At 72.5% G+C, this 14071-nt stretch carries 12 protein-coding genes and 1 riboswitch; of the genes, 8 read left to right on the top strand and 4 right to left on the bottom strand.

What is annotated here, in order from left to right; genetic code table 11:
- Nucleotides 1-20 precede the first annotated feature (20 nt).
- Together trpD and ACFYY2_RS33465 are read left to right on the top strand one after the other, a co-directional pair.
- Nucleotides 21-1085 carry an anthranilate phosphoribosyltransferase gene (gene trpD, locus ACFYY2_RS33470; RefSeq protein ID WP_388750152.1) on the top strand — a complete coding sequence of 355 codons (1065 nt, stop codon included), beginning with the start codon at nucleotides 21-23 and terminating at the stop codon, nucleotides 1083-1085.
- An 83-nt stretch (nucleotides 1086-1168) separates the two neighbouring features.
- A riboswitch (SAM riboswitch) is annotated at nucleotides 1169-1286 on the top strand.
- 173 nt (nucleotides 1287-1459) lie between these two features.
- Entirely contained in the window at nucleotides 1460-2839 is a 1380-nt protein-coding gene (locus ACFYY2_RS33465) for an aminotransferase class V-fold PLP-dependent enzyme (RefSeq protein ID WP_388750149.1), read from the top strand.
- Nucleotides 2840-2909: 70 nt separating this feature from the next.
- Here ACFYY2_RS33465 and ACFYY2_RS33460 read toward each other — a convergent pair whose 3' ends face one another.
- Together ACFYY2_RS33460 and ACFYY2_RS33455 are read right to left on the bottom strand one after the other, a co-directional pair.
- Entirely contained in the window at nucleotides 2910-3191 is a 282-nt protein-coding gene (locus tag ACFYY2_RS33460; protein ID WP_145802057.1) for an Lrp/AsnC family transcriptional regulator, read from the bottom strand.
- On the bottom strand, nucleotides 3188-3940 hold the full coding sequence (locus tag ACFYY2_RS33455; RefSeq protein WP_388750147.1) for a rhomboid family intramembrane serine protease: 753 nt from the start codon (nucleotides 3938-3940) through the stop codon (nucleotides 3188-3190). Before ACFYY2_RS33455 ends, ACFYY2_RS33460 begins: the two co-directional genes overlap by 4 nt.
- 164 nt (nucleotides 3941-4104) lie before the next feature.
- Here ACFYY2_RS33455 and ACFYY2_RS33450 point away from each other — a divergent pair, with 164 nt between their 5' ends.
- From ACFYY2_RS33450 to ACFYY2_RS33430, 5 genes are all read left to right on the top strand, one after another.
- The gene (locus ACFYY2_RS33450) at nucleotides 4105-4347 is read left to right on the top strand and encodes a hypothetical protein (RefSeq protein WP_018555472.1); all 243 of its coding nucleotides are present in this window, start codon (nucleotides 4105-4107) and stop codon (nucleotides 4345-4347) included.
- 37 nt (nucleotides 4348-4384) lie between these two features.
- Nucleotides 4385-5746, top strand: coding sequence for an NYN domain-containing protein (locus ACFYY2_RS33445; protein ID WP_388750188.1), 1362 nt, complete (start codon nucleotides 4385-4387; stop codon nucleotides 5744-5746).
- A 290-nt stretch (nucleotides 5747-6036) separates the two neighbouring features.
- Entirely contained in the window at nucleotides 6037-7062 is a 1026-nt protein-coding gene (locus ACFYY2_RS33440; RefSeq protein ID WP_388750146.1) for an NlpC/P60 family protein, read from the top strand.
- Nucleotides 7063-7298: 236 nt separating this feature from the next.
- The gene (locus ACFYY2_RS33435) at nucleotides 7299-8318 is read left to right on the top strand and encodes an NlpC/P60 family protein (RefSeq protein ID WP_388750144.1); all 1020 of its coding nucleotides are present in this window, start codon (nucleotides 7299-7301) and stop codon (nucleotides 8316-8318) included.
- Between the two features lie 16 nt (nucleotides 8319-8334).
- Nucleotides 8335-9588: a hypothetical protein gene (locus ACFYY2_RS33430; RefSeq protein WP_388750142.1), complete on the top strand. Its 1254-nt coding sequence runs from the start codon at nucleotides 8335-8337 to the stop codon at nucleotides 9586-9588.
- Here ACFYY2_RS33430 and ACFYY2_RS33425 read toward each other — a convergent pair.
- Nucleotides 9545-10810, bottom strand: a complete 1266-nt coding sequence (locus ACFYY2_RS33425; protein WP_388750140.1) for a glycosyltransferase 87 family protein — start codon at nucleotides 10808-10810, stop codon at nucleotides 9545-9547. The two genes, ACFYY2_RS33430 and ACFYY2_RS33425, sit on opposite strands and share 44 nt — an antisense overlap.
- Nucleotides 10811-10887: 77 nt before the next feature.
- Here ACFYY2_RS33425 and ACFYY2_RS33420 point away from each other — a divergent pair, with 77 nt between their 5' ends.
- On the top strand, nucleotides 10888-12030 hold the full coding sequence (locus ACFYY2_RS33420; protein WP_388750137.1) for a glycosyltransferase family 4 protein: 1143 nt from the start codon (nucleotides 10888-10890) through the stop codon (nucleotides 12028-12030).
- A 95-nt stretch (nucleotides 12031-12125) separates the two neighbouring features.
- Here ACFYY2_RS33420 and ACFYY2_RS33415 read toward each other — a convergent pair whose 3' ends face one another.
- Nucleotides 12126-13922, bottom strand: a complete 1797-nt coding sequence (locus ACFYY2_RS33415; RefSeq protein ID WP_388750134.1) for an AMP-dependent synthetase/ligase — start codon at nucleotides 13920-13922, stop codon at nucleotides 12126-12128.
- Between the last annotated feature and the right edge of the window lie 149 nt (nucleotides 13923-14071).

Raw genomic sequence — 14071 nt, 5'->3', positions numbered from 1 at the left:
TGGACTCCCAGGAGCGGACCATGAACGTGGCGACCCAGGACGGCGGCGACAGCATGGCGGCCCGCACCTGGCCCGGCGTGCTGACCCCTCTTCTGCGGGGCGAGGACCTCGGCGCCGACGACACGGCGTGGGCCATGAACCGCATCATGAGCGGTGAGGCCACGGACGTGCAGATCGCCGGTTTCGCGGTCGCGCTGCGGGCCAAGGGCGAGACCGTCGACGAGGTGACCGGGCTGGTCCGTGCCATGTACGCACACGCCCACACCATCGAGGTGCCGGGCCGCACGGTCGACATCGTGGGGACCGGCGGAGACATGGCCAAGACGGTCAACATCTCCACCATGTCCGCGATCGTCGTCGCGGGGACGGGAGCCAAGGTCGTCAAGCACGGCAACCGGGCCTCCTCGTCGGCGAGCGGCGCCTCCGACGTGCTGGAGAAGCTGGGCGTCAACCTCGACCTCACTCCGCAGCGGGTCGTGTCCGTAGCGGAGGAGGCCGGCATCACCTTCTGCTTCGCCGTGAAGTTCCACCCCGCGCTGCGGTACGCGGCCAGGGCCCGCAAGGAGCTGGGGACCCAGACCACCTTCAACATCCTGGGGCCGCTCACCAACCCGGCCCGGGTGCGCTCCCAGGCCATCGGGGTCGCCGACCCGAAGATGGCGCCCATCGTGGCGGGTGTGCTGGCGGACCGGGGGAACTCCGCCCTCGTCTTCCGGGGTGACGACGGACTCGACGAGCTGACGACCACGGCCACCTCCCGGGTCTGGATCGTGCGCGACGGCACGGTCCGCGAGGAGTCCTTCGACCCGCGCGACGTGGGTCTCGGACTGGTCCCCGTCGAGGCGCTGCGCGGCGCCGACGCCTCGTACAACGCCGATGTCGCCCGCCGGCTCCTCGACGGGGAGACCGGGCCCGTGCGGGAGGCCGTGCTCCTCAACTCCGCGGCGGCGCTGGTCGCGCTCGACCCGGGTGAGGGGACGCTCGACGAGCAGCTGGCGGCCGGGATCGCGCGGGCGGCGGAGTCCATCGACTCGGGCGCGGCCAAGCGCGCGCTGGAGCGCTGGGTGTCCGCCAGCAACGCCTGAGGGGCGCGGATGCGAGAGGGGCGCAGTCCGGATCGCGGACTGCGCCCTTGCGCGTCGCCAGGGGTATGGCAAGATGCTGCGCAGGTCATGAGTGACAGCGACTACGGCCCCGGCCCGCTGTCCGGCAACCCTCCGTCCGTGGCGGGGTGCCCCGGGTGAAGACCAGGCCGCAGTCAGCGAGGTCTGCGGCAAGCGCGGACCCCTCGGCATCGCTGGATGCCACCCCTTGGGGTCCTGGTCCCAGGGAGCCTTCTGTGAGCAAGCGAATGCGATAGGGCGCGAAGCCCTCCTCCGCACACCCTTTTCCCCTTCCTCTCCGCGCTGCCGCGTACCGCCGGCGCGAGGATTTCGCCTGCCTGTTACGGGAGTTCGCCATGTCTGTCCCCACCGCTGCCGCCGATCAGACCATTTGTGCCCCGCTGCCCGTTCTGGGTGCTGATGTCACCGTTCCGCTCGTCACCGGTGGAGACGTCACGTACGCCGCCCTCGACTACGCCGCCAGTGCCCCCGCCCTCCAGCGGGTGTGGGACGACGTGGCCGCCTACGCCCCGTACTACGGAAGCGTCCACCGCGGGGCCGGATACCTCTCGCAGCTCTCCACCGACCTGTTCGAGACGAGCCGGACCACCGTCGCGGACTTCCTGGGGTGCCGCGCCGACGACCAGGTGGTCTTCACCCGCTCGACGACCGACTCGCTCAACCTGCTGGCCGCCGCGCTGCCCGCCGGCTGCGAGGTGTTCGTGTTCGAGACCGAACACCACGCCTCGCTGCTGCCCTGGAGGGACGCCCGGGTGACCTACCTCGACGCCCCGCGCACCCCGGACCAGGCCGTCGCCACCCTCGAACGCGCCCTGGCCGGCCGCGACCCCCACGGCCCGGCCCTGGTCTGCGTCACCGGCGCCTCCAACGTCACCGGCGAGCTGTGGCCGGTGAAGGAACTGGCGGCGGCCGCCCACGCGCACGGCGCCCGGATCGTCCTCGACGCCGCGCAGCTGGCGCCCCACCACCCGGTGGACATCGCGGAGCTGGACGTCGACTGGGCCGCCTTCTCCGGCCACAAGCTGTACGCCCCCTTCGGCTCGGGCGTGCTCGCCGGCCGGGCCGACTGGCTGCGGGACGCCGAGCCCTACCTCGCCGGGGGCGGCGCCTCCCGCAAGGTGACCCGGCGCACCGACGGGGGAGTGGACGTCGAGTGGCACACCACCGCGGCCCGCCACGAGGCCGGATCGCCCAACGTCATCGGCGTCTACTCCATCGCCGCCGCCTGCAAGGCCCTGACCGAGGCTGGCTTCGACCGGCTGGTCGAGCGGGAGCAGCGGCTCGTCACCCGGGTGCGGGAGGGGCTGGCCGCGGTCCCCGAGGTGAAGGTGCTCTCGCTGTTCGGCGACGACGCCCCGAGGGTCGGCGTCATCTCCTTCGTGGTCGAGGGCTGGAACAGCTCGCACTTCGCCGCCGCACTGTCCGCGGAGTACGGCATCGGGGTGCGCGACGGACTGTTCTGCGCCCACCCGCTGGTGCGGACCCTGCTGGGCAGCGAGCCCCAGGATCCGGGCGAGTGCGGTGCCCCCGAGGCCGCGCCGGGGGAGCGGTCGCTCAACGCCATCCGGGTGAGCTTCGGTGCCGGGACGCCGGACGAGCACATCGAGCGGTTCCTGGGCGCGGTCCGCGAGCTCGTGAGCTCGGGTGCCCGCTGGGCCTACCGCACCGAGGACGGCCGCTGCGTCCCGGACCGGGGTGCCCCCTCGCAGGTCTGACCCGCCCCGCGGACGGCTCCGGCCGGGACGGGAGTGTCTCCTCGTCCCGGCCGGAGCCGTGCGCCGCGTCTCAGGCGTCGAGGCCGATGGCGAACGCCGCCTCGAGGTCGTGCTGCGAGTAGGTGCGGAAGGCCACGTGGGTGTCGGTCGCCTCGACCCCCGGGATCTTGCTGATCCGGCCCGGGATGACGTCGGCGAGGTCGTCGTGCCTGGCGACCCGGACCATGGCGATCAGGTCGTACGTGCCGGTGACCGAGAAGACCTCGCTGACGCTGTCCAGCGAGGCGATGGCCTCGGCGATCTCGGGGATCCGGTCCACGCTGGTTTTGATGAGAACGATCGCGGTGATCACGGCTGGCTTTCTCCCTCAGTGGCCGTGGCTGGTTGCTTCACTCTAGTACCACCCCGATAACGCCCCCAGGCGTAGAGGAACCCGGCGGCGAAGCCCGCCACATGGGCGAGGTAGGCCACTCCCGGACCGCTTCCCGCGCCCTGGGCCGCGAGCCACTGGAGCACGAACCAGAACACGAGCACGATCCACGCGGGAAAGCGCAGCGGCAGGAAGAAGAGGAACGGGAAGAGGCTGGTGACGCGCGCCCGGGGGAAGAGGTAGAGGAAGGCGCCGAGCACCGCCGAGATCGCGCCCGACGCCCCGACCAGCGTCTGGTCCGAACCTGCGTGCACGACCGCGTAGGCCACCAGGGCGAAGTAGCCGCACGCGACGTAGAAGAAGACGAACTCGGTGCGTCCCATGCGTTCCTCGGCCATGGCGCCGAACACGTAGAGGAAGAGCATGTTGCCGAGCAGGTGCAGCCAGCTGCCGTGGACGAAGAGCGCGGTCAGCGGGGTCAGCGCCGCGTGGGCGGAGCCGTCCATCAGTTCGCTGGGGATCACACCCCACCGTTCGAAGTATCCGGCCTGCGCGGCGAGGAGCGCGTCGCCCCGGCCGTTCGAGGGGTTGAACCCGGACAGCGGGCTGATCAGGAACACCGCGCAGCACAGCGCCATCAGTCCGTACGTGACCGGGGCGCCGCCCGCGCCGGCCGCCGCCCCGAGTTCCCGGGCCCGCTTCCGCCAGTCGCCTTCCCGCAGATCGATCACGTACAGAGCATGACGCACACGGCGAGAACGGGACAGACCGCCTCGCCGTGCCGGCGGGTATGCGCGAGGCCGTAGGGTTGCCGCAGCACATCGCAGTTCGACGGCGCACCGCGAGATCGAAGACCTGGGCACGCACGAGAGACTCGACGAAAGAGGACTCAACGATGACGACGGTTCCCCAGCCGACGGACGCGACCCGCTGGCGCTGCACGCTCTGCGGCAATCTCACCCGGTTCGACGTGACGCGCTCCTCGAAGGTCGTGGAGTACGTCCATCTCGACCTGGCCGGGGAGTCGAGTGTCGAGGAGCGGGAGGTGGTCAGTGAGACCATCGAGTCCGTGCGCTGCCGCTGGTGCAACGCGGTGGACCAGATCGAACTGGTCGACAGGCCGGGCGCCGACTCCTGACGGGGTCGTGCGGACCTACATATTGGGGTGATGGATGGTGGAGCAGCCGACAGGCGGCGCCGGACCGGCCGACGCGGCCGACGGCGCCGCGGAGTCGCTCGACCGTCCGCTGCCCGAGGGCGTGCGCCGCAGGGTGGTGGCGCTGGTCTCGGACGCCTTCGGCGGTCTGACGGTCGGCGAACTCCCCGCCCAGCTGCGGCAGTACGCCCGTTTCACGCCGAGCAGGCGCGCCAAGTTCGCGGGCAACGCGATGGCGGCCGCCCTGGAGAGCGACCCGGCGTTCCGCCGGCGCATCGGTGAGCGGCTCGGCCAGACCCAGCCGGAGCTCGCCGACGCGCTGAAGTCCGGCGCGCCGCCCGCCGCGGCGGACCCGGTCGACGTGGCCGCCGCCGCCTACGTGCTGCGGCCGGCCGGCTGGGTCAAGCTCGTCGCGGCCGCCGGCGAGGAGGTCCAGCGGGTACACGCCGAGCGGGCCGACGAGGAGACCCGGCGCGAGCTGGAGCGGCTGCGCGAGGAGCTCGACCGCGCGCGCGGCCAGACCCGGGCCGACACCGAGCGGCTGCGCGCGGAGCTGGACGCGGCCCGCAAGGAGAACGACTCCCTCCAGCGCAAGCTCCGCAGCGCGCTCAGCGAGGTGAAGCGCGGGGAGGCCGCCCTGCGCAAGCTCGGCGCGGAGACGGAGACCGTGCGCGCCGAGACCGCCGCCCAGGTGTCCGCTGCGGAGAGCGAGACCCGGCGGCTCAAGGCGCGGCTCGCCGAGGCGGAGGCCTCGGTCGAGGCGGGCCGCAGGGCCGCCAGGGAGGGCCGGTCGGTCGAGGACATGCGGCTGCGGCTGCTCCTGGACACCGTGCTGGAATCCGCCCAGGGGCTTCGCCGCGAACTCGCCCTGCCCCCGTCCTCGATCCGTCCCGCCGACGGCGTGGAGGCGGTGGAGCCGGGGCGTATGTCGCCCAAGGACATCGCGGCCAGGGCGCTTTCGGAGACGGACCCGGCCCTGCTCGACCAGCTGCTGGCCCTTCCCCAGGCCCATCTCATCGTCGACGGCTACAACGTCACGAAGACCGGCTATCCGCAGATGCCCCTGGAGAAACAGCGGTTGCGTCTGCTCGGCGGGCTCTCCGTCCTGGCGGCGCAGACCGGCGCCGAGATGACCTGTGTCTTCGACGGCGCCGAGCTGGCCGTCCCGGTCCTGCTGGCGCCGCCACGCGGAGTGCGGGTGCTGTTCAGCAAGGCGGGGGTGACCGCGGACGAGCTGATCAGGCAGCTGGCCCGCGCCGAACCGCCGGGCAGGCCCGTCGTCGTGGTCTCCACCGACCGCGAAGTGGCCGACGGTGTCGCGAAGGCCGGTGCGAGACCGGTGGCGTCCGCCTTGCTCCTGAAGCGCCTTTCGCGCGTCTAGAGCGTCTTGAGTGGCTTGGGTGACTTGCCGGAATTTAGGGAACGTACCGTCAAGTCATCGCTACACGCAGTGTGATGAAAGTAAAGAAGTGCCTGGTGTGGCGAGATTTTGCTGGTGAGGATTTGAACTGATCACAAGATGGTCACTAGGGTCAGGCCTCGAACCTTCGCACGGTTGATCGCCCACCCGGGGTGACGGCGAAGGAACCGCCGATTCCGTGACGTGCACGGAGCCGGGGATTCCGTCCCCACAGCCCGGTAGGCGGCTCGAGGAAGAAGGAGCTCGCCTTCGTGGCGTCCCACCGTCGTCCCAAGCAGCCGAGCCGCACCCGCGTGACCGTGCTCACCGCGACCGCCGCAGCCGCCGTGGCCCTGTCCTCCCAGGCGGCGCACGCCGACCCCAAGCCGACCACGAAGGAAGTCAAGGCGAAGGTCGACAAGCTCTACCACGAGGCCGAGGAGGCCACGGAGAAGGCCAACGGCGCCAAGGAGCAGCAGGACAAGCTCAAGAAGCAGGCCGACGCCCTCCAGGACAAGGTCGCCCGCGGCCAGGACGAGCTCAACGCCATGCGCGGCGAACTCGGTTCGCTGGCCACGGCCCAGTACCGCTCCGGCGGTCTCGACCCGTCGGTCCAGCTGCTGCTCTCCTCGGACCCGGACAGCTTCCTCGACCAGGCCTCCGCGCTCGACCAGCTGACGGCCAAGCAGGCCGAGGCCCTGCAGAAGATCCAGGCGAAGCAGCGCACCCTCGCGCAGGAGCGCAAGGAAGCGCAGGCCAAGCTCGCCGACCTCGACGAGGTCCGCACCTCGCTGAACGCGAACAAGAAGAAGTACCAGGGCAAGCTCGCCGACGCCCAGAAGCTGCTCAACACCCTCACCGCCGCCGAGCGCGCCAAGATGGCCGCCGACGACCAGCGTGCCAGCCGCGCGGCCGGTGACCGGGTCGACCTCGGCAACGAGGTCCCCGCGTCCGCCCGCGGTGCCGCCGCGCTCAGCGCGGCCGCCACGCAGCAGGGCAAGCCGTACGTCTCCGGCGGCACCGGACCGAACTCGTTCGACTGCTCGGGACTGACCCAGTGGGCCTACGCCCAGGCCGGCGTCCAGATCACCCGCACCACGTACACGCAGATCAACGACGGTGTCCGGATCGGACGCAGCGCCCTCAAGCCGGGCGACCTGGTCTTCTTCAACAACACCTCGCACGTCGGCCTCTACGCCGGCAACAACCAGATCCTGCACGCCCCGCACCCGGGGGCCTCGGTCCGCTACGAGTCGATGGCCTACATGGGCACCTTCCAGTTCGGCGTCCGCGTCTGACGCCCGAACGGGCGAATCGCGGTTCCCCCGCACGGCACCCCGCCCCACCGGAGACCACAGGTCACCGGTGGGGCGCCGTCGTTCCCGCACTCCCGCATCCCCGGCGTGGCCGTTGGTCAGGGCGTAGTCGTCCGGTTACTGTCTGCGCTGCCGTGCAGCTCCCGTGCGTCGGTCCGCCCGTCCGGGCGGCAGGGGCTGCGCACGTCTGCGTACAGCGGAAGGGAGTGCGGCTTCCTGTGGTGTCGCATCGCCGCCCCACCCGGCCCGGTCTCAACCGTGGCGTCCGGGCCACCGTCCTGTCCGCCGCCGCGGCCACCGCCGCCGCCACCCTGGGCGCCGCCCCGGCGAGCGCGGAGCCGGAGGACTCCCACGAGACGGCGAAGGCCACCGTGGACCGTCTGTACGAAGACGCCGAGCGGGCCACCGAACAGTTCAACGCGGCCCGTGAGAGCCTCGGCCGGCTGCGCGGCCGGATCGACACCGCCCAGGACTCCGCCGCCCGCACGCAGGAGGAGATCAACCGGCTGCGGGCCTCCCTGGGCTCCATGGCCGGCGCGCAGTACCGGACCGGCGGCATCGACCCCTCGGTCGCGCTGCTGCTCTCCTCGGACCCCGGCACCTTCCTGGACCGGGCCGCCGCCCTCCACCGGGCCGGCGAGCGCGGTGCCGTGACCCTGCGCAAACTCCGCCACGCCCAGCGCAGGATCGAACAGAGCCGGGCGGAGGCCGCCGGAGCCCTGGCCGCCATGGAACGCGACCGGGCGGCCGTGGCCCGCCACAAGCGCACGGTGGAGGGCAAGCTGGCCCGCGCCCGGCAGCTGCTGAGCGCGCTGCCCGCCGCGGACCGTGACGAGCTGGGCCGCGCCTCGCGCTCCGGGCCCCACGGCGGCCTCTCCGACGTCGCGGCCTCGGCCCGCGGCGCCGCCGCCCTCATGGCGGCACGGCAGGCGCTGGGGCGCCCGTACGTGTGGGGTGCCAACGGTCCCGCCGGGTTCGACTGCTCCGGCCTCATGCAGTGGGCCTACGCCCGGGCCGGGGTGGGACTGCCCAGGACCTCGCAGGCGCAGCGGTACGCGGGCCGCATGGTGCCGCTCTCCCAGGCCCGGCCCGGCGACCTGGTCGCCTACCGCGCGGACGCCAGTCACATCGGCATGTACGCGGGCGGCGGCCAGGTCATCCACGCCCCGTATCCCGGCGCCCCGGTGCGCTACGACCCCGTCGGCATGATGCCCGTCTCCTCGGTCACCCGCGTCTGACCGTACGATCGGCAGGATGGCTGTTCGGACCGAGGACGCGCGGCGGACACGTATCCGCGGACGGGGCACGGCAGGGGCCGTGCTCACCGTCCTGCTGCTCGCGCCCGGCTGCGCCGCCCCCGGGGACGAAGCCACCGGCCCCACCGCCCGGCAGGTCGCCGCCGCCCTGGACCGGCGTGCCGAGGCGGTCCTGGACCACGACACCGGCGCCTATCTGGCCGGGCTGGACCCGCGCGCCCCGTCCTTCCGGTCGTCCCAGCGCGCGGAACTGCGCAACCTCGCCGACGTCCCCCTGGAGTCGTGGGCCTACGAGGTGAAGGGCATCTCCGGCGAAGGCGGGGACCGGGTCACCGCCGAGGTCGAGCTGCGCTACCGGATCAAGGGCTACGACAAGGCGCCCATGTCCTCCTCCCGCACGGTGGAGCTGGTCCGCCGGGACGGCGGCCGCACCTGGTACATAGCCGCCGACCGGGCTTCGGAGGGCAGCCCCGGGCAGCTCTGGCAGCAGGGTGACGTCCAGGTCGTACGGGGCACGCGCAGCCTCGTCCTGGGGGTCGGGCGCCGTGAGGCCGAGCTGCGGCGCATCGCGGCCACCGCGGACACGGCCGTCCCGTCGGTCGCCGAGGCGTGGCCGGAGCCCTGGGCGGAGCGGGTGGTGATACTCGTCCCGAGGACCGTCGAGGACATGGCGGGACTCCTGGGCTCACCCGTGGCGAGCTACCGGGGCATAGCGGCGGTCACCACCGGCGAGGTCGGCGGCAACGGCAGGGCACCGGCGGACCGGGTGGTCGTCAACCCGCAGGCCTACGGCATGCTCGGCGACTTCGGGCAGCGGGTCGTCCTCACGCACGAGACCGCCCACGTCGCCACCCGCGCCCACACGTCCGCCGCCACCCCCGTCTGGCTGTCCGAGGGATTCGCCGACCGGACCGCCTACCGCCGCGAGACCCGCACGGCCCAGGAGCTCGCCCCCGAACTCACCGAGGCGGTGCGGAGCGGCGACCTGCCGGCGCGGCTCCCGGCGGACGAGGACTTCGGCTTCGACGAGGACGCCGCGAAGCTCTCGCGGGCCTACGAGGGCGGCTGGCTGGCCTGCGAACTCATCGCGCGGGACTGGGGTGAGGACAAGCTGATCGCCTTCTACAAGGCCGTGGGCAGCCGTTCCGGCCGGGACGGGGCGGTCGAGCACGCCATGCAGTCGGTCCTCGGCACGACGCCCGAGGACTTCACGGCGCGCTGGCGGGACTATCTTCGCGCCCGGCTGGGCTGACCCGTTCCGTCCCGGCACGCGGGCGCTCGCCCGGCACGGTCCCGCGCCACAGTCTGCGCCCGGCGCCGACCGCCGCCACGACGAGCAGGCCGTTGCGGACGGCCATGAGGGCCACGCCCTCCGCGTCACTGGCGACCACATGGGCGAAACCGAGCGGGAACTCCAGCAGCGTGACACCCGTGGCGACCAGGACGAGCCAGGCCGGCAGACCCATCCGGCTGCCCCGGAACACCAGGCACACGGCGGCGATCCCGAGCGGCCAGACCATGTACTGCGGGCTGATCACACGGCTGGTCACCGTGAACAGCAGCACCGCCGTGAAGGCCGCGTCCGCCGGGGTGTGCGCCGCGAACGTACGGGCGCGCAGCCGCCACACCAGCAGCCAGCCGAAGGCGAACGCGCTCAGCGCCAGGGCCAGGGTGCTCACCAGGGCGACGTGCGGACCGGCGAACTCCATCGAGCCGTAGCGCAGCTCCACCCGGCCGCTCCAGCCGAACTGCCGGGCGACGTGGAAGAACAGCGCCCCGAGCGACTCGATCTCCAGGCCCCGGTCCCGCTGGAACGCCAGGAAGGAGAACGCCCCGGGCAGGGCCGCGGCCGCCACGAGGAGCAGCGCGCCGGCCGTCGCCGCCGCGGCGGACCAGGACCGCCGTGTCGCCCGCCCCGGGGCCGTGCCCGCCAGCAGAAGCACCGGCCACACCTTCAGCAGCGTCCCGAAGGCGGCCAGGGCGCCCAGCGCCCTCGGGTGACGTACGCCCGCCAGCAGCGCCGCCACCGCGACCGCCGTCACCATCAGGTCGTAGCGCGCGTAGACGGTCGGTCCCAGCAGCGGCACCCCCAGCACCCACAGCCACACCCCGGCGCTCCCGCCGCCGGGACGGCCCGCGGCTCGCAGCAGCAGCCCCACGACCAGGGCGTCACAGAGCAGCACGAGCACGAAGAACGCGGAGGCGTAGTCGAGGAAGGGCAGCAGGTCCGGGGAGAGCACGGCGAGCGCGGCGGCGGGCGGATACTGCCAGGTGACGTCGTCGAGCGGATACGAACCGGCGCGGAACACCTCGTACCAGCCCCGGTAGATCGCCGAGACGTCGCTCGTCACGTCCGGGCCGGGCACCGTGAACACCTTGAACACGCAGAGCAGCAGCACCGCCCGGGTGACGCCCCACACGGCGAGGGACAGACCCCGGCCCACCCGGTCACTCGAACCTGTCCTGACCGTCATGCACGCCATGATGCAGGCCCGGGCCGGGCGGGAGCCGTCAGGCAGGGCCGTCGGGCCGCCCGGTACTGTCGGCGTCGATGGACAAGACCTTGATCGTGACGAACGACTTCCCGCCCCGCCCCGGCGGCATCCAGGCATTCCTGCACAACATGGCGCTGCGCATGGATCCGGACCGTCTCGTCGTCTACGCCTCCACGTGGAAGCGCGGTGAGGAGGGGGCCGCGGCGACCGCGGCCTTCGACGCCGAGCAGCCCTTCACCGTCGTGCGCGACCGCACCACGATGCTGCTGCCCACCCCGAGGGTGACCCGCAGGGCCGGCCGGCTGCTGCGCGAGCACGCGTGCACGTCGGTCTGGTTCGGCGCGGCCGCGCCCCTCGGACTGATGGCTCCGGCGCTGCGCCGGGCCGGAGCGCGCCGCCTGGTGGCCACCACGCACGGCCACGAGGCGGGCTGGGCCCAGCTGCCGGCCTCCCGGCAGCTGCTGCGCCGTATCGGCGAGGGCACCGACACGATCACCTACCTCGGCGAGTACACCCGCTCCAGGATCGCCGCCGCGCTCACCCCGGAGGCCGCGGGCCGCATGGTGCAGCTCCCGCCGGGGGTCGATGAGAAGACCTTCCATCCGGCCTCGGGCGGCGACCGGGTCAGGGCCCGGCTCGGGCTCACCGACCGGCCCGTCGTCGTGTGCGTGTCGCGGCTCGTGCCGCGCAAGGGCCAGGACACCCTCATCCTCGCCATGCCCGCGATCCTGGCGAAGGTGCCGGACGCCGTCCTGCTCGTCGTAGGCGGCGGCCCGTACGCCGGGCAGCTCCGGAAGCTGGCGGCCGAGACGGGCGTCGAGGACTCCGTGCGCTTCACCGGCCCCGTGCCCTGGGAGGAGCTGCCCGCGCACTACGGCGCCGGTGACGTCTTCGCGATGCCCTGCCGCACACGGCGGGGCGGGCTCGACGTCGAGGGACTCGGCATCGTGTACCTGGAGGCGTCCGCGACGGGGCTGCCCGTGGTGGCGGGCGACTCGGGCGGTGCTCCGGACGCCGTGCTCGACGGGGAGACCGGCTGGGTGGTGCGGGGCGGCTCGGCGGAGGACTCCGCGGACCGGATCGTCACGCTGCTCGGTGACGCGGAGCTGCGCCGGCGCATGGGGGAGCGGGGCCGGGCCTGGGTCGAGGAGAAGTGGCGCTGGGACCTGCTCGCCGAGAAGCTGAAGACCCTGCTCTGAGCCCGTACGAGAAGGGCCCGTACCGGCGGTCGTACGAGAAGGGCCCCGCACCGGCGGTCAGCGGTGCGGGGCCCTCCTCCTCGTACGGGTGAGGCTCAGGCGCGGTAGATCGACTCGACCTCGTCCGCGAAGTCCTTCGCGACGACGTTGCGCTTCAGCTTCAGCGAGGGTGTGATGTGGCCCGCCTCTTCGGTGAACTGCGCGGCCAGCACACGGAACTTGCGCACGGACTCGGCCTTGGAGACCGCGGCGTTCCCGTCGTCCACGGCCCGCTGCACCTCGGCCAGCAGATCGGGGTCCTCGCGCAGCGACACGGCCGTCGACCCGGCCGGCTTGCCGTTCTCCTCGGCCCAGCGCGAGAGGAACTCCTCGTCGAGGGTGAGCAGCGCGCCCACGAACGGCCGTCCGTCGCCGACCACCATGCACTCGGCGACCAGCGCGTGTGCGCGGATGCGGTCCTCGATCACCGCGGGGGCGACGTTCTTGCCGCCCGCCGTCACGATGATCTCCTTCTTGCGGCCGGTGATCGCGAGGTAGCCGTCCTCGTCGAGCGTCCCGATGTCGCCCGTGTGGAACCAGCCGTCGGCCAGTGCCTCGGCCGAGGCCGCGTCGTTCTTCCAGTACCCGGTGAACAGGTGCTCGCCGTGCAGCAGGACCTCGCCGTCGTCGGCGATCCGCACGACGGACCCGGGCAGGGGCTGGCCGACCGTGCCGATCTTCTGCCGGTCCCACGGGTTGAAGGCCGTCGCGGCACAGGTCTCGGTCAGGCCGTAGCCCTCCAGCACCGTGAAGCCGATGCCGCGGAAGAAGTGGCCGAGCCGCTCGCCCAGCGGAGCGCCGCCCGAGATGGCGTACTCGCCGCGGCCGCCCAGCACCGCGCGCAGCTTGCTGAACACCAGCTTGTCGAAGACCTTGTGCTTGATCCTCAGGCCCGTCGAAGGGCCCTCCCGGGTGCCCAGCGCACGGCTGTAGGCGATCGCCGTGCCGGCGGCGCGGTCGAAGATCCGCCCCTTGCCGTCGGCCTGGGCCTTGGCCCGCGCCGAGTTGTAGACCTTCTCGAACACGCGCGGTACACCGAGGATCAGCGTCGGCCGGAACGAGGCCAGTTCATCGGTGAGGTTCTTGATGTCCGGCACGCAGCCGAGCTTGATCGGCGCCATCACCGAGGCGACCTCGACCAGCCGGCCGAAGACGTGGGCGGTGGGGAGGAAGAGCAGGACGGAGCACTCGCCGGTACGGAAGAGGGGCTTCAGCCGCTCCACGATGTTGCCGCACTCCGCGAAGAAGCTGCGGTGCGTCAGCACACAGCCCTTCGGGCGGCCCGTGGTGCCCGAGGTGTAGACGATCGTCGCCGGGTCGTCGGCCTTGGCGCTGACCATGCGCAGGTCCAGGGTCTCCTCGCTGACCGACGCGCCCGACGCCGCCAGATCGGCGACCGCGCCCCGCTCGATCTCCCAGACGTGCTCCAGAGCCGGGAGCCGGTCGCGCACGGAGGCCACGGACCGCGCGTGCGCGTCGCTCTCCACGAGGACGGCGACCGCGCCCGAGTCGCCGAGTATCCACTGGACCTGTTCGGCGGAGCTCGTCTCGTAGACCGGCACGGTGACCGCGCCCGCGCTCCAGATGGCGAAGTCGAGCAGGACCCACTCGAAGCGGGTGCGGGACATGAGCGCGACCCGGTCGCCCGGCCGGATGCCCGACGCGATCAGGCCCTTGGCGGTGTCCCTGACCTCAGCGAGGAACCGCGTGGCCGTGACGTCCGTCCAGACGCCCGCCACCTTGCGGCTCATCACCGCGACATCCGGATGCTGAGCGGCGTTGCGGCGGATGAGATCCGTCAGGTTGCCGTCCGCGGGGACCTCGTACAGGGCCGGAAGGCTGAACTCGCGCAAGACTGCTGCTCCTCATAGGGCTCCGGTTCCACGGCTCTGTGCGACTTACCGGATGCGGTCCAAGACTGGCAGATGCTCAGTGGGGTGAGCACGACTGGACTGGCCGGACGTTACCCACCGGTACGCGCTTCCGGAAAGGGGGTTCCGGC

Origin of the sequence: Streptomyces sp. NPDC001822 (assembly GCF_042892135.1) — a bacterium.
Lineage (GTDB): Bacteria > Actinomycetota > Actinomycetes > Streptomycetales > Streptomycetaceae > Streptomyces.
The sequence above is the reverse complement of the archived record's forward strand: the minus strand, read 5'-3'. Positions and strand labels throughout refer to the sequence as shown.

Bases quoted from the DNA above. Each gene is read 5' to 3' on its own strand.
- trpD (WP_388750152.1), top strand. From the start codon at position 21: ATGAACGTGGCGACCCAGGACGGCGGCGACAGCATGGCGGCCCGCACC.
- ACFYY2_RS33420 (WP_388750137.1), top strand. From the start codon at position 10,888: ATGGACAAGACCTTGATCGTGACGAACGACTTCCCGCCCCGCCCCGGC.
- ACFYY2_RS33465 (WP_388750149.1), top strand. From the start codon at position 1,460: ATGTCTGTCCCCACCGCTGCCGCCGATCAGACCATTTGTGCCCCGCTG.
- ACFYY2_RS33430 (WP_388750142.1), top strand. From the start codon at position 8,335: ATGGCTGTTCGGACCGAGGACGCGCGGCGGACACGTATCCGCGGACGG.
- ACFYY2_RS33425 (WP_388750140.1), bottom strand. From the start codon at position 10,810: ATGACGGTCAGGACAGGTTCGAGTGACCGGGTGGGCCGGGGTCTGTCC.
- ACFYY2_RS33450 (WP_018555472.1), top strand. From the start codon at position 4,105: ATGACGACGGTTCCCCAGCCGACGGACGCGACCCGCTGGCGCTGCACG.